Raw genomic sequence first — 21,039 nt, 5'->3', positions numbered from 1 at the left:
TAAATTTTCTCATACTCCCTGTAAAGCGAATCTACAATGTATTGCCCCTCGTCTGCCGTGAGTTCATTTCTTTCCACTTTTAACCTTGCCTCGCCCAATAGCACCAATAAAAAGTGGTATGGCGAAACCTATCTCAAATGGAGTAGCTTTACTAGGATAAGCCCTTTGGAAAACATGCTGAAACTATCTATCCCGATTTTGTATGTGGCAGGAGGAAGGGATAATAACCAAAATATTATTAATATGGATTATGCGAAACTTGAATTTTTAAGGCAGGGAAAGAAAAACTTGGACTATAAGGTTTATCCCAACTGTAACCATTATTTTCAGGAGAAAGGGATGGTAGATGGAAAAGAGGTTAATACGGATAGGAGTGATGAGGTAAACCAATTTGCATTCGATTGGATAGGATCGAAATAATTGTTAAAGTGTGCCAAATTGATAACCATTTTCAGTTAGATACTTTAAGGCATTAGGTAGTGCATATTGCAAACGATCAAAGGCTTTTAAACTGTCATGAAAAACAATAATGGAACCATTCCGTACATTTTTAACAACGTTCTGGTAACATGTTTCTGGAGAGAGCGAAAGGTCAAAATCACCACTGAGTACATCCCACATTACAATTGTCAGGTTGATGTTTTTAGATTTTAATGCAGCGATCTGCGATTTTTTAATTCTGCCATAAGGTGGACGAAACAATTGGGTTTGAGTAAGATCCTGGCATTTCAGGAAATTGTCAATATAGTGTTGATCATCGGTTTTCCATCCTTTTAGGTGGTTGTAGGTATGGTTTCCGATGGTATGTCCCTCAGATTTTAAACGGTCGAAAACTTGGGGATGTTTGCTGATATTTTCGCCGATGCAAAAAAAAGTAGCCTTGGCATTGAAGCTTTTTAAGGTATTTAATACAAAATCTGTAACATTTGGTATAGGGCCATCGTCAAATGTGAGATAAACAGTTTTTTCAGCGGTTGTTTTATTCCAGATTAGATCTGGATAATACCATTTGAGAAAAAAAGGTGGCCTAACAAAGTACATGCGGTAAATGTAATCATTTATGGGCTGTACTTAAAAATTTACAAAAATCAACCTATTGTTTATTTATTATTGTGAAACAAATTTTTATGAATCATCGTCCCAATTTTGGCCTATTATTGAAATTCTTACTTGCATTAACCGTAAGTGTCTTTTCTTTGGCAAACAAAAGTATTGCCCAAGAAGTTATTACCATACAACAGGCCATTGATAATGCCCTGAAAAATAACCTACAGATAAAACAGGCTCAGTTCAGTACGGCACTTAGCGATGAAAGCTTTAAGCAGTCAAAAAATGCATTGCTGCCCTCTTTAAATGCCAGCACCAGTTTCAACAGAAATTTTGGTAGGAGTATAGACCCTTCAACCAATCAATATATAAGTCAACAGTTTAATTCGGCCAGCGGTAACCTATCTGCCAGTGTAGATTTGTTTGCAGGCTGGCAAAAAATAAATCAGATCAAGCAAAATAAACTTTTGCTTGATGCGGATAAGACCAATATAGAAAAGGTTAAGAACGATTTAATCTTACAAGTGGTTACGTCCTATATGCAAATCTTGTTCAATAGGGATTTGCTAAAGGCTGCGGATGCCCAATTGATAGTGGCCAAACAACAGTTGAGCCAACAACAGCAGCTTTTGGATGTTGGAAATAAGACTCTGGCAGATGTTTCGCAGGCGAAATCGCAGGTAGCCAACTCTGAATTGGAGGTAACCAATGCCCAAAATAACCTTAGTATTTCTTACCTTACGCTCAATCAGCTAATGGAGTTGCCTTCAGATCATCAATTTAATGTACAGGCCCCGCTTACCGATATTAAAGTGGCTGCAAAAAGTAACTATAATGCATTTGAGGTTTACAACAATGCTTTGAGCACTTTTCCTGATATTAAGCTGGCTGCTTTAAGAACAGAGGCTGCTGAAAAGGCAATTGATGTGGCAAGGGGTACTTATTATCCACGTTTGTCGTTTGGAGGTGGAACAGGGACCAATTACTCTAGTAGTCGTCAATATATAGAATCAGTTACGCTAAATGGCTTAAAAGAAATAGGGAGAACACAAACCTCAAATGAGATTGTCGTAACCGACAGCTACCTCACTACTTATGCCAATCAGAAATTTTCTTCTCAGATTAAAGACAACTTTAACCAATATGTAGGATTCAACCTTTCTATTCCTTTATTTAATGGTTTTTCGGCAAGATCAAACGTGAGAAGGGCAAAGATCAGCTATCAAAACACTCAGGTTCAGGAGCAGTTGACCAAGAATAATTTGAATAAGGTAGTTTATCAGGCTGTTGCCGACCTAAAAGCTGCCGAAAGTAGATATGAATCTACCAGCAATGCTTTTTCGGCACAAAAAGATGCTTTCTATGTAATTGAACAACGTTATAACGTAGGTTTGGTCAATTCATTGGAATATAGTACAGCATTGACCAATAGAAATAAAGCAGAAATAGATATGATACAGGCCAAATACGATCTCTTGTTTAAAGCTAAGGTGATTGATTATTATTTGGGCAAACAAATTGTATTTTAATAAAAGAGATTCTCATTGTAACTTGTAGATAGGTGGGAGCTAAACATACTTAATATTTTTTATGAAACTAAAACACATTTTAATAGGTATAGGCGTAGTCGTGTTGCTGCTTATCATTTTAAAATTTGCCGGCGTAATAGGCAAAGAAGAAATCGAAAAGGTAACTGTTGAAAAGGCAGGCGAGAAAACGATTATAGAAACCGTAACGGCAAGTGGTAAGATACAGCCAGAAACAGAAGTTAAGTTAAGTTCTGAAGTTTCTGGAGAGGTTACAGAACTTTTGGTGAAAGAGGGCGACGTGGTTAAAAAAGGTCAGCTTTTGTGTAAGGTAAGGCCAGATATCTTACAGTCGGGCTATGAGCGTGCTGTAGCTTCCTATAATTCACAAAAAGCGAGTGTTGCGGCTTCTCAACAACAGTTGATACAGTCACAGGCCAATTTTGAAAATGCCGATGCAACTTATAAAAGAAATGTAGAGTTATATAATAAAAAGGTGATTTCGGCATCTGAATTTGATGCAGCCAAGGCAGCCTATTTAACAGCAAAATCTACTTTGGCCAGTGCTAAAGAAAACGTTACCGGTGCAAAGTTTGGCTTGGAGCAATCGGGGGCTAATGTAAAAGAGGCAAGTGCCAATTTAGCAAGGACCACTATTTATGCGCCAGTTGATGGGGTGGTCTCTAAGCTTTCTATTGAGCTTGGCGATCGTATTTTGGGAACAGCGCAAATGGCAGGTACAGAAATTATGCGTATTTCCAATCTTACCACTATGGAAGTGAATGTGGATGTAAATGAAAATGACATTAACCGTGTTCACGTGGGTGATAGTGCTACCGTTGAGGTTGATGCCTTTGCCGATAAGAAATTTAGGGGAATAGTAACCGAAATAGCCAGTTCTTCTACCAATGTAGGGACTACCACCACATCGGTAGATCAGGTAACCAATTTTTCAGTTAAGGTAAGGTTATTGTCTGAATCATATAGTTCAGTTAAAGGAGGTGCAAAAGATCTGCCTTCGCCATTTAGACCAGGACTTTCGGCTACGGTTGATATTGAAAGTGAAACGGTTAAAGGATTGGCAGTTCCTATACAGAGTGTTTTTACGGCCAGTAATAAAGGTGCTGAACAAAATGAGGGTGCCAATACTAGCCAAAACACCGAAAAACAAAAAAGTAAGTTGAACGACAAAAAAATTAAACAATATATTTACCTGTTCGACAGCAAGACCTCTACGGTTAAGAAGGAAGAAGTAAGTACTGGCATACAAAACGATCAATATATTATTATAAAAACTGGTCTAAAGGTAGGGCAGGAAATTGTATCGGGACCTTATTCTGCCGTTCAAAATAAATTGAAAGATGGAATGAAGGTAGAACAAACGACTAAGGATAAGCTGTTTAGTGCTGGAGGTAAAAAGTAGTCGATACAAATCATAATATTTAAGTATTTTTGACGAAGGTTTAAGTAGTTGCAAATTTTTGCAATGACTTAAACCTTTTTGATTTGCCTTGCTGTTTAAAGAGGTAGGTTGGTGAAGATGGATTACAGTAAGCTTTGAATTTATTACTTTATATAAAATGACAGGACCTAAAATAGCAATGATTGGTGGTGGAAGCTGGGCTACGGCAATCACTAAGATGTTGTCTGATAATTCCTCGGAAAAGGAGATTTTTTGGTGGATGAGGAATGAAGAAGCGATTTCACATATCAAAACCTATAGGCATAATCCAAGTTACTTAAGTGCCGTTGAAATAAAGGTTGCTGCCGAAAATGTTTCATCAGACATTCGATATATTATTGCCCAGGCAGATTATGTGATCTTAAATGTGCCGGCTGCCTTTCTAAAGGAAACTTTAAAAGAGATTAGCTCAAAAGAGCTCAAGGGCAAAAAGATCATTTCGGCTATCAAAGGTATTGTGCCCGATGATAACTTGATCATAGGTGATTTCCTTCACCAAAAATTTGATGTTCCCTATGAGGATATTGTAGTCATCAGTGGGCCTTGTCATGCCGAGGAAGTAGCCTTGGAGAAATTGTCTTATCTTACCATTGCCAGTATGGATGTGGCATTGGCGGCTGTGTTTGCTGGATTTCTAAATACAAGGTATATTAAGACCAATATTTCGGATGATATTTTTGGGACGGAATATGCTGCGGTACTCAAAAATATTTATGCGGTGGCTAGCGGCATCTGCCACGCGGTAGGCTATGGCGATAATTTTCAGGCAGTACTTATATCTAATGCCATTAAGGAAATCAAACGATTTGTAGATGCTGTACATCCTATAGAAAGGGATATTAAAGAGTCGGCCTATTTGGGCGATCTATTGGTAACCGCTTATTCGCAGTTTAGCCGCAATCGTACATTTGGAAATATGATTGGAAAGGGTTATACCGTTAAATCTGCCCAGTTAGAGATGAACATGATTGCCGAAGGTTATTACGCTGCAAATTCCATGTACCATATTAATGAAAAATATAAGGTTGATATGCCTATTTGTATGGCCGTGTACCATATCCTGTATGAAAAAAAATCGCCCTATGTAGAAATGAAAATGTTAACGGAAAAGTTAAGCTAGCCTTTAAGGCCTAGGGATTTATGGTATGCTTCCCTTCATTTTTTAGCATAGCGTCTTTAATGTGCTTTTGGGCATAACTATGTAGTGTAGAGGCTGCTTTTCTGACGATCCTATTTCTGGGATCACTATCTGAGGTTCTTCATCCTTTAATTTTTTGAGACTGCACTCATGTCCATTCATTAAACTATTGGATAGATAGGTTTTAGCCATTCAAACTAAACGTACCTTTGGTTTGTTGTATATGAAATTAAAATCTGTTAACATGAAAAAGAGATATGTTTTAGGCCTAGCTGCTGTAGCAGTTTTTGCTTTGTATTCGGTGAATACTAATGCACAGGAAAAAAAAGAGAAAAAAACAGAAGTTGGCAAAGCCTTGCAGAAAACAGGTAAAGCTGTAGAAAAAGGAGCTTCTGCAGTTGGAAATAAAACGGCAGAAGTTGCCGTTAAAGGCAGTGCAAAAGTGGTGGATAAAACCTATAAAGGAAAAATGGCGCCCGATGGTTCTGATGTTTATATTGATGGCAAGAACCGTAAATTTTATATTAACAAAAAAGGAGGAAAAGTTTACCTCAAAGCTAGTCAGATTAGGAATAAACCAGCACACTAGTTTGCAGTTGGTATTTTATGGTTTTGGATATAAACCTATAAATTGAAATAAAAAACCCTCACAAAAATTTTTGTGAGGGTTTTTTAATAACTGTTATCTGAGAACTATGATCTGCGTCTTCTATCGCCGCTGCCACCTTCACGTCTGCCGCCGCCGCTTCTTTCTTCTCTGCTGCGCCCAGAAAAATCTCTAAATCCGCCACCACTATTTCCACCTTCACGTCTTCCACTACCTCCACCGCTGCTTCTTCTTTCCCCACCACTTCTTCTTTCTCCGCCGCCATAACCTCCACTTCTTCTTTCTCCACCGCCAAAGCCGCTACGTCTTCTATCTCCACCACCGCCACGGCTACTACTACTGCTGGCTTCTCCACTTACTTCAATTCTAACATCTCTGCCATTAAATTGAACATCTTTAAAGTTGGCCAATAAAGCTTCAGCAGATGCATTTTCAACCTCAATGAAAGAGAAAACACCTTTTAGGTCTATTTTACCTACCGTTTTTCCACTAATTTTTCCGTTGTTGCAAACAAAGCCCAATAAGTCACCTCTTGTAAATTCGTCAACAGAACCAACGTTGATAAATAAACGGGTATAGTCTGCGTTTACGGCACCTCTGCTACCACGTTCCCCTCTTTCGCCACGTTCTCCTCTTTCTCTTTCATCGGCACTGATGTTTAGGTCTGGTGCTTTAGAATAATAATCTAAGAAACGGTTAAACTCTAGCGAAGCAAATTTTTTGATGATATCTTCTTTGCTTAACGCTGCAAATTCATCCATAATTCTTGGAATGTACTGATCGATTTGTTCAGCATTTACTTCCACGTTGTGAACCTTGTGAATTAAAGAGAACAATTGTTTTTCACAAACATCAAAACCTGTAGGCAATTCTGCTTTTGTAAATTGTTTGCCAATAATTCTTTCAATCTGACGGATCTTGCCAGTTTCTTTAGAGTTGATGATACAGATGGAAACACCGGTTTTACCTGCACGGCCAGTACGGCCAGAACGGTGAGTGTAACTTTCAATTTCATCAGGTAAAGAATAATTGATTACGTGGGTTACATTGTTTACATCGATACCACGAGCGGCCACATCTGTAGCAATTAACAACTGCATGTTACGGTCGCGGAAACGTTGCATAACCTTGTCACGCTGTTGTTGAGATAAATCTCCGTGTAAAGAATCGGCATTGTAACCATCTTTAATCAAATGCTCGGCAACGTCTTGCGTATCCATTTTGGTTTTACAGAATACTACTGCGAAAATTTCAGGATTAAAATCTACAATCCGTTTCAAGGCAGCGTATTTGTCGCGGGCACGAACAATATAATATTCGTGTTCGATGTTTACGTTACCCGTATTCTTGGTGCCCATGGTTAATTCTACAGGGTTTTCCATGTAGTTTTTAGCTATGCGACGAACCTCGGGAGGCATCGTTGCAGAGAATAACCATGTTTTCTTATCGGTTGGTGTCGTCGATAAAATATCGTTAATGTCTTCTTGGAAGCCCATGTTCAACATTTCATCTGCCTCATCCAATACTACATATTTAACATTAGAAAAATCGATGGCTTTACGGCCAATGATGTCTAACATACGGCCGGGCGTGGCCACTACTACTTGTACGCCATTGCGTATTTCGCGTAGCTGTTGCATAATGTTCGCGCCACCGTAAACGGCAACCACGTGTGCATTAGGCGTGTTTTTAGAGAAATTCTTGATGTCGTTTGCAATCTGCAGACATAGCTCACGCGTAGGGCACAAAATGAGGGCCTGCGGCTTATTGCTCTTAAAGTCTATTAATTCTAACAGCGGCAAACCAAATGCGGCTGTTTTTCCTGTTCCTGTTTGGGCCAAACCAACAAAGTCGTTACTACCTTCTAACAGTACAGGAATAGATTGCTCCTGAATAGGCGTAGGGTTTTCAAATCCTAGCTCTTTTACGGCATTAACAACGTCATCACTTATCCCCAATTTACTAAATGGGTTTATCATTATAACATTTTTAAATTAAGGCGCAAAGGTACTGCTAATAATTGGTAATTTATAGTGTTACGGCGAATTAGTTTTTTGGCTAATAAATTGTAAATAAGAAGGTTAAATAGTTGTTGTTTTGCTTAAAAGCTCTTGAACGAGTTTGGGAGCACATTTGTAGTGCTTTCTGCTATAGGAAGTCCCGCTTTTCGCTTCAACCTTTTTTAAGTCTATATCACCAAACCTCGAAGGTTTTCAAAACCTTCGAGGTTTAAATAAGCAAATGCTGCAAAAAGTGTTTTCGCTTCAATCGGGGCTATAATGCATTGGTCTGCTACAATTTTACCTGTGTTTCTAACACGAGTTTAAACTTGAAAACCATCGAAAAATGATCCTTAGGAGATTTTACTATATTAGTAGTTTTAACACCAATCTAAATGATAAGAATACTTTTCGTCGCCATCGCTCTCAGCCTTTTTACCGAGCGCTCTTACGCACAAGAACAATTTACCTTAAATCAAGGGGGTACTAATCAAAAAGAATATTTTACAGAAGTTAGTTATGAAAGTGTAAGAGGAAAGCTCATTGTAAAAGCAACAATTAAAGGCAAAGAGTATCGCTTTATTCTGGATACTGGAGCACCTAACATGATTACAAAAGTGCTATTTGATGAGTTAAAGCCGAAAGTGCTAAGGAAGGTTCCCGTAGGAGATGGAAATGGCAAAGTGGATAGCTTAACGATTGTAAGCTTAAATGAAATCACTTTAGGTAATGTGGTTTTTAATGATATTCCAACTCTTGTGGCAAAAGATCCGTTAATTTTAGATTGCCATAAAGTCGATGGATTTATTGGGAGCAATATGCTCAGAAATTCTACCATCAGTTTTTTATCAAAAGAACACAAAATAATACTTACTGATCAGCCAGAAAAGTTAAAATTAAAAAAGAAACAATCCTCGGATTTATTTTTAACACCTTCACAAAGCTCTCCTTTTTTCAAGACCAAGGTGAGAGGTAAAAATAGTGGTGTGGTGCAGCTTTTGTTTGATACAGGTATGGAGGGATTGTACTCATTAGCACTTAAACATTATACCGTATTTGAAAAGGAAAATATCTTCAGCTTAGTCGCAAAATCGAAAGGAAGCAATACAATTGGTATACATGGTATGGAAAATGATGCCGTGCAGTATCGGTTACGCATTCCTGAATTAGATATTAATGGCGCTATTTTAAAAAATGTATCTGTACAGAGTACTGCGAGCGATAATTCCAGAATGGGATCAGATCTGCTACAATATGGAAGCGTGACGCTTGATTATAAGAACAAAAAATTCTACTTCGAACCTTTTGAAGCTGTTGTTGATTTGTATGCTGGGTCATTTCCAGTATCTATCATTCCGAAAGATAATAAAGCATTCATTGGAATAATATGGGATGAGAAGTTGAAAGATAAGATTAACGTTAATGATCAGGTTCTCGCTATAGATGAGGTGGATTATAGTCATCTAGCGCTATGCGATTTAATTGTAAAAACAAAAATATTTGAAGGAAAAACTGAAGCTACTTTAACCGTGCAGAACGCTAGTGGGGTAGTTAGTAAGGTCACCATCAATAAACAATAATTGCAATTCTTTATTAAAGGAGATGCAATAAAAAAGCCAGTTCATCAAGAACTGGCTTTTTTATTTTACAGACTTACGAAGTTTTTAAAACTTCGTAAGTCTAAAACAGTTATTGAATAAATTTCTGAGTAACTGTTTCTGTGGCTGTAGTTAATGAGGCTACATGTAAGCCGTTGGCACCATTAAAAGGTACCGAAACATTGGTATATCCCTTACTCAAGCTCAATTGCTGCTCCGTTAATTTACGGCCATTTAAATCATAGATTTTAAGTGAGCCTTTGCCTTCATTTGCAGCAAAAATAATGAGTTTAACAGTGCCTTCTTGTTTATTGGAGAATATCCTAAAATTGCTGGTTCCTACATTGGATTTCACAACGGCAACATCAGAAAGGCTTGGGGTGCCATCATTGTCTACCTGTTTCAATTGGTAGTAGCTTATGCCCGGAAGGGCATTTCTGTCAATGTAGGTGTAGTTTTTGGTAGCATCTGTAGTTCCGGCACCTTTTACCTCGTCAATTTTGGTAAAGGTCTTGCCGTCGCCAGAGCGTAGGATATCGAAATGGGAATTGTTTTTTTCGCCCGCTGTGCTCCAGGCCAGGTCAACATTTTGTAGATTGGCCGTGGCCGTAAAGGAGCTTAGGGATACGGGGAGAACTTCGTAATTTGAAATAGTTACATTATCTACCCTGCTCGTTCCCGCTGTCCCAACGGTACCCCCGCTTACCGAAGTGTTACTGTTGCATACAAGCCTAAAAGAAACTGACGCTTGGTTATTTAAAGCAGTTATGGGGCTCATATTCAGCGTTTTTATAAAGGTGGAGTTTCTGCCAACATTTGCCCAACCAGATGCGTTTGCAGCATTGGTAATGTAGGTGGCATTGGTAATAGAGTTGGGTACGTCTGTCCAATTGCCTCCATTGTCTATGCTGTACTGAACTTTAAAGTCTCTAGGGCCCGAGTTGCTGCTAAAAGCATCGAAGCTCAGAAAAATATTGTTGTAGCCTGTTGTGGAGGTTTTAAATTCATAATAATCTCCGGTGGTCCAGTTATTACTACTGATACTTTGACTAGATCCATTACCAGAAGGAGTTGCCCAGGTGCTGGATGCATTATGCAGGCCGGTAAAAGAAGAAGTGGCAGCATTGACACCCTCATCGGCAATGGAGCTGCCAGATATGGGAAGTGTCTGACCAGTAGAGGGATTAAGGAGAGAGGTTGATTCAAAAGTCCATTTGGCAATAATGACCTGTGGAAATACCTTATTGACAAATAATAATGCAAATAAGAGGAGTAAAAGTTTTTTCATAAAATTGGTTTTTATGGTAAGTACTATGTTAATTAGATTAAAGATTTATCTGTGTTAACAATAATGTGTGTCTAATTGTTTGATAGTAAAATGCTTATGTTTTTTTGGTCTCGGAAGGACGCGTCTTTATGGACATGGGCTTTGAACCGAAAGAGCATGTGGGGTAAGGTAATATAAACAACCCTTAAATAAGATACGGTCATAAAAAAAACCAGTTCTATTTAAGAACTGGTTTTTGAGCTATAATCAGGTTTAACGAAGGCTAACTTCGTAAATCTTAAACTAATTATTTGATAAATTTCTGGCTAACGGTCTCGTTGGCCGTGGTCAGTGTGGCAATATGCAAACCTGTTGTGCCGTTGAAAGGTACAGATACATTGCTGTAGCCTTTGCTCAAGGTCAGCTGTTGGTCTGCCAGTTTTCGGCCGTTCAAGTCGTAGATCTTAAATGTGGCCTTGCCTTCGGTGGCCGCAAAAACACTGAGTTTAACAGCGCTTTCTTGCTTGCTGGCCACCACCTTGAAGTTGCTGGCCGCTACATTGGATTTCACAACGGCAACATCAGAGAGGCTTGGGGTGCCGTCGTTGTCTACCTGTTTCAATTGGTAGTAGCTTATGCCCGGAAGGGCATTTCTGTCAATGTAGGTGTAGTTTTTGGTAGCATCTGTAGTTCCGGCACCTTTTACCTCGTCAATTTTGGTAAAGGTCTTGCCATCGCCAGAGCGTAGGATATCGAAATGGGAATTGTTTTTTTCGCCCGCTGTGCTCCAGGCCAGGTCAACATTTTGTAGATTGGCCTTGGCCGTAAAGGAGGTTAGGGATACGGGGAGAACAGAGGCATCAGTTTCATTGATAATGGTGAAGTTGTCAAATGTAATTACTGCATTTGGAACACTACTTTGCATTGTTAATTTAAAGTTGGACAAAGGATTAGAGCTATTTTCTACTGCTATGTCGTTAAAGGCTTTATCTGTTCCTATCCATAAATCCCAAGTGTTAGCAGGTAATGTTTCTATACTTCCAGCAGGAGAAGTATAGCTTATTTGAGAAGATTTGTTGTTTACAGCAAAGGTTATAGTTTTTTCTCCAGTATAAGTATTAGCAGAATTAGCACCGTTCCCATAATCTCTTATGGAAAATGCACCTGCAGTAGCTTCATAGTTTATGCTAAATCGACTGTTAGCTCCAGCTGCTGGGGTTATCACGGTACCATTATTTAATAAGTTATTGCCAACATGAAATATTAATGCGCTTGTGCCACTGGCTACTTGGCCAGAAACTGCAAAATCGAATTTTACAATCAACACTTGGGAATTCATATTGACTGTTTGTGCAAAATAAGCTCCACTGCTACCTGTTTTAGTAAAAGTAAGTTTTCCTCCAGTTACCGAAGATGGAGCATTAGTATTATTGCTTATGCCGGTAAATTTGTTAGAGGCAAAGCCCAAGGCATCAACATATTGACTGGCTAAACCATCTGTAGGGAAGTTCTGCGAAAAAATTTGCGCATGTCCTGCAACAGCAATTCCAGCAATAAAGAATAAAGAAAGTAAAAGTTTTTTCATAATAAGTGGGTTAAGTGTTTATATTAAAGCTAATAAAAAACTAATGTATAGGCAAATACCTTTTGGTATTTTAATGGCATTTTAACGTAGCCTATCTGCCGAGCGGATCAATTGATCATCATGCTTGATGCCCTTGATGGCCAATAAGGTAAAGATAATGGCAATTAAAGGCAGGAAAAGACCTGCGCCAATGGTTGCCTTTTCTAGTCCCCCTGGAATTTGCCTGCCCAATTGCGATAACCAGAAAGATAAGCCCAAAATGAGTATGATATTTAAGGTGGCAATGCGTTTTTGCAAGCTGCGGTTTCTAAAGTTGAAGATATTGATCAGGCTGATCAATCCCGCCAAAATAGTACTGATCGCAAGGGGAAGGTTTGTGGAGCTGTCTCGTACATCACTTCCGTGCCATTTTAAACCACTTCCATACAGGGTATAATGAGTCTCTCCGCTGTTGGCGGTAAAAACAGGGACAAATAATAAACATAGAATGGTAAGGGCAGCCAGTAAAAGCCAAATAGATTGAATTCTTTGAATCATAATCGGTTCTTATATTTTTTACAAACTTAACTTTTTGTGTTAAAAGATTTAAGGAATAATGAGCAAGGCAGCTAAATTTAATGTTTATGTACCATCTCTGCTCTCTGCTCCCTCCTCTTTACTCCTTACTCTTTGCTCCTTGTTCTTTTATCTTTCCTCTCTATTCTTTATTCCTTGTTCTTTCGCTATTTTTACAGCCTTGAACACAAAAAGATATTTCATAGCCCTAAGTTACAATGGTACTTCGTTTCATGGTTGGCAAATTCAGCCAAATGGGATTACCGTGCAAGCCTGTTTGAATAAGGCATTGAGCACCTATTTCAGACAAGAAGTTGCCACGTTAGGCTGTGGACGTACCGATGCAGGGGTGCATGCTACACAATTTTATGCGCATGCAGATTTACATGAGATAAGCGATCAACAAATAGCTGCAGCTGTTCCGGGCATTAATGCCCTCTTGCCCTATACCATAGCGGTAAATACTATTTTTACCGTAGCGCCCAATGCGCATGCTCGTTTCGATGCTACGGCAAGAGCTTATCAATATCATCTCCACTTTCATAAAGATCCCTTCAAAATTGATCGGTCTTGGCTTTATAAGGGGCAATTGGATGTGGATAGGATGAATGAGGCAGCGGCAGTGCTATTAGATTATATAGATTTTTCCTGTTTTAGCAAGTCAAACACCCAAACCTTTACCAACAACTGTAAAATTAGCCATGCCAAATTTGAGTGTATTGGCGATGGTCTGGTATTTACGATCAAAGCCGATCGATTTTTAAGAAATATGGTGCGGGCCATCGTAGGTACTTTGATTATGGTAGGTAAGGGCGAAATTGACACTAATGACGTGGTAAAGATTATAGAAAGCAAGAATAGGAGCAAGGCAGGGCAGTCTGTGCCAGCTTGTGGACTTTACTTGGTTGCGGTAGAATATCCATACGTAAAAGATGATAGCATAACAGTGTGACCAATAATATAATAATCAAGAAGGAGATGTTGGTCAAACCTTCACTCTTTAAAAACTTATTCATTCAAAATTAAGAACATGGCAGTAACAGGTGATGCATTTAATTTTAGCTTGCTGAAACGCGTGATGGCCTACGTAAGGCCCTACCGTGCTATTTTTGTTTGGTCTATTCTGTTGACCATACTTTTAGCAGCTGTGGCACCTGTAAGGCCAATCTTAATTGGTTATACCTTAGATAAATATATATTAAAAGGCGATGGTGATGGGCTGTTGAACATGATCATCATTATGCTCGTGCTATTGGTACTGCAAACTGGCTTTCAATATGCGCATACCTTGTTAACCAATAAACTGGGACAATCTGCCATAAGAGATTTGCGGATCAATGTGTTTAATCACATTACCAGGCTCAGACTGAAATATTTTGATAAAACACCCATAGGCCAGTTAATTACCCGTACGGTTTCAGACCTGGAAACCATTGCCGATATTTTTTCAGAAGGTCTGATCGCCATGATAGGCGATCTATTGCAGGTGATCGTCATTATAGGGATCATGCTTTATCAAGATTGGAAGCTAACCTTAGTGGTGCTTGTTCCTATGCCATTTTTGATTATCGCTACGCGGATTTTTCAAAAGGCGATCAAAGTAGCCTTTCAGGAAGTGAGGGCTGAAGTGTCTAACCTGAATACGTTTTTACAGGAGCACATCAGCGGTATTGCCATCATTCAATATTTTGCTAGGGAAGATCAGGAGTATAAGAAGTTCAAGAAGATCAATACCCGTTATCGTGATGCTAACATCCGTTCCAATTGGTATTATTCAATTTTTTTCCCTGTAGTGGAGCTTATTTCTGCCATGTCGTTAGGGTTGTTGATTTGGTACGGTTCGAAAACGATTTTAAATCATCCACTCGAAATAGAACCGGGTATCATCACCACTTTTATCATGTTCATCAATATGCTGTTTAGGCCAATTAGGGAGCTGGCAGATAAATTTAATACCCTGCAAATGGGAATGGTGGGCGCAGAAAGAGTTTTTAGGGTATTGGATACCCAAGAAATCATTCAGAATAAGGGAAACCTGAAGCCCCAAAAACTGGAGGGGAATATTGAATTTAAGCAGGTATGGTTCAGCTATGACCAAGATCGGGAAGAACACCCCAAATATGTTTTAAAAGATATTTCATTTGAAGTGGAAGCGGGGCAGACCGTAGCTTTGGTGGGCGCAACGGGCGCAGGGAAATCATCTACAATCAATATCCTCAATCGTTTTTATGAAATACAGGAGGGACAGATCCTAATTGATGGGATCGATATTAAGGAATATGAAATTTCCCATCTCCGAAAAAATATTGCTACGGTACTTCAGGATGTCTTCCTTTTTTCAGATACCATTTTTAATAATATTACCTTAAACAATCCTGCAATTACTTTTGAGGAAGTGGTAGATGCAGCCAAAAGGGTGGGGGCGCATGATTTTATTGAGCGTTTGCCGGGGGGATATCATTATAATGTAATGGAACGGGGTGCAACCTTATCTTCCGGGCAGGCCCAATTGATTTCTTTTATTAGGGCATTAGTGTATCAGCCCTCTATTCTGGTATTGGATGAAGCAACTTCTTCGGTGGATACCGAAACAGAAATGATGATACAGAGGGCCATTGATAAATTAATGCAGGATAGAACTTCCATTGTGATAGCACATCGTTTATCAACCATACAAAAGGCTGATCAAATTATAGTTTTGGACAAGGGGGAAATTAAGGAAAAGGGCACGCACCAACAATTGCTAAAACTAGATGGCTACTATAAACGCCTCTACGATTTGCAGTTTTCGTCGGTTGGGATTGCGAAAGATTGAGTTTTATTGAAGATATTAAAGGGTTTGTTGGATACTGCGTATATAAAGCCACCTGATAAAGATAAATGTCGGGACATTGTTCAAGGTATTTTCTTAGACCTATGGCATATCTTTACGGAGCAGTTCGTTTTCAAGTTTTTTAAAGGTTTGGGAACATCATGTCGAATGCCTTTGCACATGTAAATATTGTTAGTTAATTTAGTGTTATCTAAATTAATGCGTATGAAAAAACGATTGGTACCCCACAAGGTTTTTATATTAAGCTCCACAAAGGCTAAGTTTAATCGTTATTATTATCCCTTTGCATATTAGTCTATTTGCTCAAGATTTTCCAGACTTTCTGTTACATATAATGGATGTTATATCAATTATATCGATTTCAAAATAACCGATTTAGTAGTCGGAGAGTGCTTTTAGTGTAAATGGTTTTTGTCAATTGAGAATTTCAAATAATACATTTTTAACCTAAATCTTTTATGATGAAAAAATTATTACTCTTAGTATTGCTGCTATGTGTATTTTATTCAATTAAAGCTCAAGAAAAGCAAGTTTTTGGTGGGAAAGAATATTTTAAAAAAAATGGAAGCTGGTATTCTAAAGAAGACTATGTTGTCGATCGAATAATCACCGTACATTTTGTGATAAAACCTAGCAGCAATGAAATTAAGCTAGGTTCTTCTTTAGCACTAAAACCTAACAAATTGGGGTTTGCTGATGTAAAAGTTCCTGAAAATAATGATGTTATCGAGTTTGCTAGAAGTCTTGCTAAAAACTCGCTGTTTGATCATGTTGAGCTTAATACCATTGGTAAATATAATAGTATTGTTCCAAATGATGCTAATTTATGGAATCAATGGTATCTTAATCGAATAGGTATGTTTGATGTCTGGGATTTTACCATGGGAAGTAGCTGCATTAAGGTTGCAATAGTTGACTCTGGAGTGGATTGGATGCATCCAGACATTGGATTAGGAACAGACGCTTATCAAAACATAGCACTCAATTCTGGTGAAGACGCTTGGTCAAATCCAAATAATCCAATAACAGGGAACGGGGTTGATGATGATGGTAATGGCTTTGTAGATGATTGGAAGGGATGGAATTTTGATTTGACATCTAATAATTCACTCCCATCTTTTTTTCATGGTACACATGTTGCCGGCATTGTATCGGCTAAAACAAATAATTCTATTGGAATCTCAGGTATTGCTGGAGGTAATAATTCACAAGGCGCTCAAATAATGTCATTGTGTATAGGTATGACGAATCCGGTCGGAGCGGTAATTGATGATGCGATCATCTATGCTGTAGACAATGGTGCTAAAGTTATACAAATGAGTTTGACGGTAAATCAAACGGCAGCTATAGATGCTGCAATTAATTATGCTATTGCAAATAATGTATTAGTGGTTTGTGCTTCAGGAAATGCTGAGCCAGCCTTGCCTGTCACATATCCTGCTAGTAACACTAATGTGATTTCGGTAGGTGCAACTAATCAAGCCGATCAGCGTGCAAGCTTTTCTAATTATGGGGCAAATTTAACAATTTCTGCACCTGGAGTAGGAATTGTTAGCACACAACTGAGCAATACTTATGGTAGTAGTGACGGAACTTCATTTGCTGCGCCGATGGTATCAGCTGTAGCGGCACTTATGCTCACGATAGATCCTAATTTAACACCTGCATTAATTCGTTCTGCCTTGATCAATAATGCGGATAAAACTGGTGGATACACTTATACCGCAGGTCGTAGCAACGAACTTGGTTATGGTCGTTTAAATGCAATTAAGACAATAAATGCAATCGCACCAAAGATAACGGGAAATAAGAACTTATGTAATACCGAGGTATATAATATTACAGGACTTCCTTTGGGATGTACAGTTGCTGGATGGACTGTATCTAATAGCAACGTTACGCTTGTATCTTCAGGTTCATCTGCCACATTGTCAAAAAATGTTGATGGTATTGTTGAACTTATTGCCATAATCAATAATGGTTGTTCCAATTATACCATTCGAAAGAAAATTTTCGTGGGTGTTCCAACAAATGCTGGGAATGGTATTGTATATTTTAATTATGGTGTTCCGGTAAATCCTTTAAATATATGTGAGGCTGGCTATGAAGTTAGAGGTAATTTTCAATATAAAGATGATAATGGAAATGATTCTGATATTGATTCTGGATATGAATTTGAAGTTGTAAATAATGATCCAAATTTTTACTTTTCGACAAATAATGGAGTAATCTTCGATTATTATATTAATCCATACTTTACAGGTACATTGTATGTTCCCGTAAAGGTGAAAAATGCATGCGGTTGGAGTAATGATGTGTTTTATTTAGAAGTAATCGTAGGTAATTGTAACTGGAATAAATTATTTATAGTAAGTCCTAATCCTGCTTCCGGAAAACTAAAAGTTGTTAAACAGACAGACTCTAGGTTTTTATCTAAAAAAGATTTTAATTTTTCAGTTAAACTTTATGATCAAAAAGGGTCAGTTAGACTTAGTGGTAGGAATGCTGGACGTGAACTAATTGCTGATACAAGAGATTTACCGAATGGTACGTATTTTCTCCATATTTTAGAAAATGGAAATGTATATAAAAGTCAAATATTGATAAGACATTAAATAGAAAACGGTCACAATTTTTAAAATAGGCTGTCTCAAAAATAAGGAGATGGCCTTTTTATTTTGAAACTTAAGTCTCAGGTAAAAGTCGTAGGAACTGCTAAAAAACAAATTAACGTAGATTGGAGGGCCAGTTTTTTAACTGGAAAGCTTCAAGAAGAATAAGATGTGATAAGGGTAGCAACGAAAAATTACGTTTTTACAGCACTTTAAATTTAACCAACTATTTGATTAATTGTTCCTCCACATAGTACACGTACCTGTCGGCTCCAATGGTTTCCACGCGCTGGTGAGATAAGATAATGCTGTTTACCCTTAAAAAATTGATTCTCCAGGTACTATCGGGAGTAGTGGTATAAGTGATGTTTTCCCCAGTGGGGTCTATGCTATAATTTACGGTAGAGGTGCCTTTGGTAAACTTCATGTCGCTGGTATAGATCAATGTATCAATGGTAGCGGCAGTGGTGAAGCTCGTCGTATCATTACGTAGAATAGCATTATTTTTGAAATCGATTTCAATATGCGTTTTTAGAGGCCATCGGCCTACGAATTTACGTTCTACAAGAGTTTTGTCGTCCACTTCTATTTTTTTACAGGCATAGCCCATAATACCCAGAATAATCAAGCAGAAGAAAACAAACTTTAATTTACCCATTGCTATTTTGATATATGCAAATATACAAAACAAAATTGCTTGTGTTTTTTTATCAAAAACTAATATTTTTTCACCGAATCTTATATTCTTTACGGTCAGTGTTTAAAATAGTTTTTATATTTCCAGCTTCAAACCAACACAACAAATGAAGAAAATCATATCTAATCTAACGTTTCAGGTTCTTGTAGCCATTTCACTGGGTATTTTGGTGGGGGTCATTTACCCTGCATTTGCCCCACATGCCGAACTCATTAGCAAGAGTTTTATCAATATGATCAGCATGCTCATTGCCCCAATTATATTTTTTACCATAGTGCTGGGTATAGCCCACATGGGCGATATGAAAAAAGTAGGCATTGTAGGGGGCAAAGCCCTGCTCTATTTCGAAATCGTAACCACTATAGCTATAGCCATTGGGTTGCTAGTAGCCAATGTGCTGAAACCTGGAGTAGGCGTAAAGGTGCCAGAAGGAGATGTGGCAAAAATGGCCGCTTATACCGAGCAGGCGGGATCTATCAATTGGCTCGAATTTATTGCCCATATCTTTCCAAAGAATATTTTTGAAGCCTTTAGCAAGGGCGAAATCTTGCAGATCTTGGTCTTTGCCATCTTGTTTGGTTATGGGTTGAGCAAAATGGGACAGACGGGCCAATCGCTATTGGTTACCTTCGACAAAATAGCCAAGGTACTGTTTAATATGATGAAGGTGATTATGAGGCTGGCCCCATTAGGTGCCTTTGGTGGAATGGCCTATAGTGTTGGTAAGTTTGGATTGCACACCCTACTGCCGATGGCCAAGTTAATGGGGGCTGTCTATCTTACCTGCTTCTTGTTCATATTTGTGGTATTAAATGCCATTTGCCGGTATTACAAGTTCAGTTTATGGAAGTATTTAAAGTATATTCGTCAGGAAATTCTGATCGTACTGGGTACTTCTTCCTCGGAATCGGTACTGCCAAGTATGATGAAAAAGATGGAAGATATTGGCTGCGATAAATCGGTAGTAGGTTTGGTTATTCCTACGGGCTATTCGTTCAACCTTGATGGTACTTCTATTTATCTGGCCATGGCAGTAATCTTTTTAACACAGGTATTCGGTATTGACCTGAGTATTGGCGAACAATTGTCAATTATGTTGGTGCTGATGGTGACCAGTAAGGGTGCTGCCGGGGTAACGGGAAGCGGTTTTATTGTGCTGGCCAGTACTTTAACTGCCTTGAAAATTATGCCTGTAGAGCATATTGCTATCCTGTTGGGGGTAGATAGGTTTATGAGCGAAGCTAGGGCCATTACCAATATGATTGGAAACGGGATCGCTTCAATTGTAATTGCTAAAAGTGAGAATGAATTTGATGAAGCGAAGTATTTGAGGGCAGTTAGTCCAGCAGCAATTGAAAGGGCCGAAGAGGAGAATATTCTTGAAAAATAGCAAAGAGTCTAAAAAGTGATTGTTGTCATCGTATAATTTAGGTTGATTAGTGCTTAAAAGGGTTAATGCTTTTTTGATTCTAGATGATTTGGTCATAGGAAGATAAGGGCAACATATAAAAACTAATCTAATATTCGGTGTGTTTTTTGTTTATCAATATTATTCTATCAAGATTTAAGGCCAGACCTCACAGCTTTCTAGGTGGACGAATAGATTTTGAAAGCCATTTAAATCAAGGCCCGGTCTTTTTTCTGTATTGGTAAAACTTGCTCTAAATCAATGATTCCTATCGTTCGATAAGTTTGCGATCAATGTAACGTAGGGGCCAAAGAAAGAAATCCCGTTTATTTCCAATTCCAAAAAAACAGCTCTTTTTGGTCTAAGGTAGTGGCAATGCTGGCAACATAGCTTTCATCGATAATGAAAGTGCGCATTTTAAATACCTCTTTTTCCCTTTCCAGATGTTCGTTAAGGCATTCGATAAGATGCAGGTTGTTGCTGATGCCTTCGCCACTGGCTTTTAGTAAGGCTTCCTTTCTGGTCCACATGGCATAAAAACTGTCTCTTATACACATCTCCGAGCCCACGAGACCTGCGTAAAAGTGGGGGGGGGGGGGGGGGGGGGGGGGGGGGGGGGGGGGGGGGGGGGGGGGGGGGGGGGGGGGGGGGGGGGGGGGGGGGGGGGGGGGGGGGGGGGGGGGGGGGGGGGGGGGGGGGGGGGG

Annotated in this window: 17 protein-coding genes; 10 read left to right on the top strand and 7 right to left on the bottom strand. The window is 38.8% G+C overall.

The window, feature by feature from the left end; translation table 11 throughout:
• The first annotated feature begins 36 nt into the window (after positions 1-36).
• Positions 37-420 carry a dienelactone hydrolase family protein gene (locus JHD79_RS20105; protein ID WP_199121150.1) on the top strand — a complete coding sequence of 128 codons (384 nt, stop codon included), beginning with the start codon at positions 37-39 and terminating at the stop codon, positions 418-420.
• Positions 421-423: 3 nt separating this feature from the next.
• Here the strand turns inward: JHD79_RS20105 and JHD79_RS20100 are convergent, their stop codons facing one another.
• Positions 424-1,041: a polysaccharide deacetylase family protein gene (locus JHD79_RS20100; protein WP_199121149.1), complete on the bottom strand. Its 618-nt coding sequence runs from the start codon at positions 1,039-1,041 to the stop codon at positions 424-426.
• An 86-nt stretch (positions 1,042-1,127) separates the two neighbouring features.
• Here JHD79_RS20100 and JHD79_RS20095 point away from each other — a divergent pair, with 86 nt between their 5' ends.
• The 4 genes from JHD79_RS20095 to JHD79_RS20080 all read left to right on the top strand — a co-directional run bounded on the left by JHD79_RS20095 (position 1,128) and on the right by JHD79_RS20080 (position 5,762).
• Positions 1,128-2,576, top strand: a complete 1,449-nt coding sequence (locus JHD79_RS20095; protein ID WP_199121148.1) for a TolC family protein — start codon at positions 1,128-1,130, stop codon at positions 2,574-2,576.
• A gap of 61 nt (positions 2,577-2,637) precedes the next feature.
• Positions 2,638-3,996 carry an efflux RND transporter periplasmic adaptor subunit gene (locus tag JHD79_RS20090; protein ID WP_199121147.1) on the top strand — a complete coding sequence of 453 codons (1,359 nt, stop codon included), beginning with the start codon at positions 2,638-2,640 and terminating at the stop codon, positions 3,994-3,996.
• Positions 3,997-4,153: 157 nt separating this feature from the next.
• Positions 4,154-5,155: an NAD(P)H-dependent glycerol-3-phosphate dehydrogenase gene (locus JHD79_RS20085; protein ID WP_199121146.1), complete on the top strand. Its 1,002-nt coding sequence runs from the start codon at positions 4,154-4,156 to the stop codon at positions 5,153-5,155.
• A gap of 262 nt (positions 5,156-5,417) precedes the next feature.
• Positions 5,418-5,762 carry a hypothetical protein gene (locus JHD79_RS20080; protein ID WP_199121145.1) on the top strand — a complete coding sequence of 115 codons (345 nt, stop codon included), beginning with the start codon at positions 5,418-5,420 and terminating at the stop codon, positions 5,760-5,762.
• A 104-nt stretch (positions 5,763-5,866) separates the two neighbouring features.
• On the opposite strand, the gene JHD79_RS20075 is transcribed toward JHD79_RS20080, so the two are convergent.
• Complete coding sequence (locus tag JHD79_RS20075) at positions 5,867-7,759, bottom strand: DEAD/DEAH box helicase (protein ID WP_199121144.1); 1,893 nt, start codon at positions 7,757-7,759, stop codon at positions 5,867-5,869.
• A gap of 416 nt (positions 7,760-8,175) precedes the next feature.
• On the opposite strand from JHD79_RS20075, the gene JHD79_RS20070 reads away from it, so the two are divergent.
• Positions 8,176-9,360, top strand: coding sequence for a retropepsin-like aspartic protease (locus JHD79_RS20070; RefSeq protein ID WP_199121143.1), 1,185 nt, complete (start codon positions 8,176-8,178; stop codon positions 9,358-9,360).
• 109 nt (positions 9,361-9,469) lie between these two features.
• On the opposite strand, the gene JHD79_RS20065 is transcribed toward JHD79_RS20070, so the two are convergent.
• The 3 genes from JHD79_RS20065 to JHD79_RS20055 form a co-directional block, all read right to left on the bottom strand.
• Positions 9,470-10,666 carry a T9SS type A sorting domain-containing protein gene (locus tag JHD79_RS20065; protein ID WP_199121142.1) on the bottom strand — a complete coding sequence of 399 codons (1,197 nt, stop codon included), beginning with the start codon at positions 10,664-10,666 and terminating at the stop codon, positions 9,470-9,472.
• A gap of 286 nt (positions 10,667-10,952) precedes the next feature.
• Positions 10,953-12,230: a T9SS type A sorting domain-containing protein gene (locus JHD79_RS20060; protein ID WP_199121141.1), complete on the bottom strand. Its 1,278-nt coding sequence runs from the start codon at positions 12,228-12,230 to the stop codon at positions 10,953-10,955.
• Positions 12,231-12,311: 81 nt separating this feature from the next.
• Positions 12,312-12,767 (bottom strand): DUF4293 domain-containing protein, encoded by a 456-nt coding sequence (locus JHD79_RS20055; RefSeq protein WP_199121140.1) that lies wholly within the window; start codon positions 12,765-12,767, stop codon positions 12,312-12,314.
• 199 nt (positions 12,768-12,966) lie between these two features.
• Here JHD79_RS20055 and truA point away from each other — a divergent pair, with 199 nt between their 5' ends.
• The 3 genes from truA to JHD79_RS20040 all read left to right on the top strand — a co-directional run bounded on the left by truA (position 12,967) and on the right by JHD79_RS20040 (position 18,233).
• The gene (truA, locus tag JHD79_RS20050) at positions 12,967-13,737 is read left to right on the top strand and encodes a tRNA pseudouridine(38-40) synthase TruA (RefSeq protein ID WP_199121139.1); all 771 of its coding nucleotides are present in this window, start codon (positions 12,967-12,969) and stop codon (positions 13,735-13,737) included.
• 78 nt (positions 13,738-13,815) lie between these two features.
• Positions 13,816-15,600: an ABC transporter ATP-binding protein gene (locus JHD79_RS20045; RefSeq protein ID WP_199121138.1), complete on the top strand. Its 1,785-nt coding sequence runs from the start codon at positions 13,816-13,818 to the stop codon at positions 15,598-15,600.
• A 476-nt stretch (positions 15,601-16,076) separates the two neighbouring features.
• A complete protein-coding gene (locus JHD79_RS20040; RefSeq protein ID WP_199121137.1) occupies positions 16,077-18,233 on the top strand; it encodes a S8 family serine peptidase in 2,157 nt (718 codons plus the stop codon).
• Between the two features lie 223 nt (positions 18,234-18,456).
• On the opposite strand, the gene JHD79_RS20035 is transcribed toward JHD79_RS20040, so the two are convergent.
• Positions 18,457-18,888 (bottom strand): hypothetical protein, encoded by a 432-nt coding sequence (locus tag JHD79_RS20035; protein WP_199121136.1) that lies wholly within the window; start codon positions 18,886-18,888, stop codon positions 18,457-18,459.
• A 145-nt stretch (positions 18,889-19,033) separates the two neighbouring features.
• Here JHD79_RS20035 and dctA point away from each other — a divergent pair, with 145 nt between their 5' ends.
• Positions 19,034-20,317 carry a C4-dicarboxylate transporter DctA gene (dctA, locus tag JHD79_RS20030; protein WP_199121135.1) on the top strand — a complete coding sequence of 428 codons (1,284 nt, stop codon included), beginning with the start codon at positions 19,034-19,036 and terminating at the stop codon, positions 20,315-20,317.
• Between the two features lie 344 nt (positions 20,318-20,661).
• Here the strand turns inward: dctA and JHD79_RS20025 are convergent.
• The coding region (locus JHD79_RS20025; protein ID WP_199121134.1) for a 4'-phosphopantetheinyl transferase superfamily protein at positions 20,662-21,039 on the bottom strand (378 nt) is incomplete at its 5' end.

The sequence above is a fragment of the Pedobacter sp. ASV28 genome (assembly GCF_016428855.1).
Lineage (GTDB): Bacteria > Bacteroidota > Bacteroidia > Sphingobacteriales > Sphingobacteriaceae > Pedobacter.
The sequence above is the reverse complement of the archived record's forward strand: the minus strand, read 5'-3'. Positions and strand labels throughout refer to the sequence as shown.

Coding starts and splice junctions, on each gene's coding strand:
- JHD79_RS20105 (WP_199121150.1), top strand. CDS start 37: ATGTATTGCCCCTCGTCTGCCGTGAGTTCATTTCTTTCCACTTTTAAC.
- JHD79_RS20100 (WP_199121149.1), bottom strand. CDS start 1,041: ATGTACTTTGTTAGGCCACCTTTTTTTCTCAAATGGTATTATCCAGAT.
- JHD79_RS20095 (WP_199121148.1), top strand. CDS start 1,128: ATGAATCATCGTCCCAATTTTGGCCTATTATTGAAATTCTTACTTGCA.
- JHD79_RS20090 (WP_199121147.1), top strand. CDS start 2,638: ATGAAACTAAAACACATTTTAATAGGTATAGGCGTAGTCGTGTTGCTG.
- JHD79_RS20085 (WP_199121146.1), top strand. CDS start 4,154: ATGACAGGACCTAAAATAGCAATGATTGGTGGTGGAAGCTGGGCTACG.
- JHD79_RS20080 (WP_199121145.1), top strand. CDS start 5,418: ATGAAAAAGAGATATGTTTTAGGCCTAGCTGCTGTAGCAGTTTTTGCT.
- JHD79_RS20075 (WP_199121144.1), bottom strand. CDS start 7,759: ATGATAAACCCATTTAGTAAATTGGGGATAAGTGATGACGTTGTTAAT.
- JHD79_RS20070 (WP_199121143.1), top strand. CDS start 8,176: ATGATAAGAATACTTTTCGTCGCCATCGCTCTCAGCCTTTTTACCGAG.
- JHD79_RS20065 (WP_199121142.1), bottom strand. CDS start 10,666: ATGAAAAAACTTTTACTCCTCTTATTTGCATTATTATTTGTCAATAAG.
- JHD79_RS20060 (WP_199121141.1), bottom strand. CDS start 12,230: ATGAAAAAACTTTTACTTTCTTTATTCTTTATTGCTGGAATTGCTGTT.
- JHD79_RS20055 (WP_199121140.1), bottom strand. CDS start 12,767: ATGATTCAAAGAATTCAATCTATTTGGCTTTTACTGGCTGCCCTTACC.
- JHD79_RS20045 (WP_199121138.1), top strand. CDS start 13,816: ATGGCAGTAACAGGTGATGCATTTAATTTTAGCTTGCTGAAACGCGTG.
- JHD79_RS20040 (WP_199121137.1), top strand. CDS start 16,077: ATGATGAAAAAATTATTACTCTTAGTATTGCTGCTATGTGTATTTTAT.
- JHD79_RS20035 (WP_199121136.1), bottom strand. CDS start 18,888: ATGGGTAAATTAAAGTTTGTTTTCTTCTGCTTGATTATTCTGGGTATT.
- dctA (WP_199121135.1), top strand. CDS start 19,034: ATGAAGAAAATCATATCTAATCTAACGTTTCAGGTTCTTGTAGCCATT.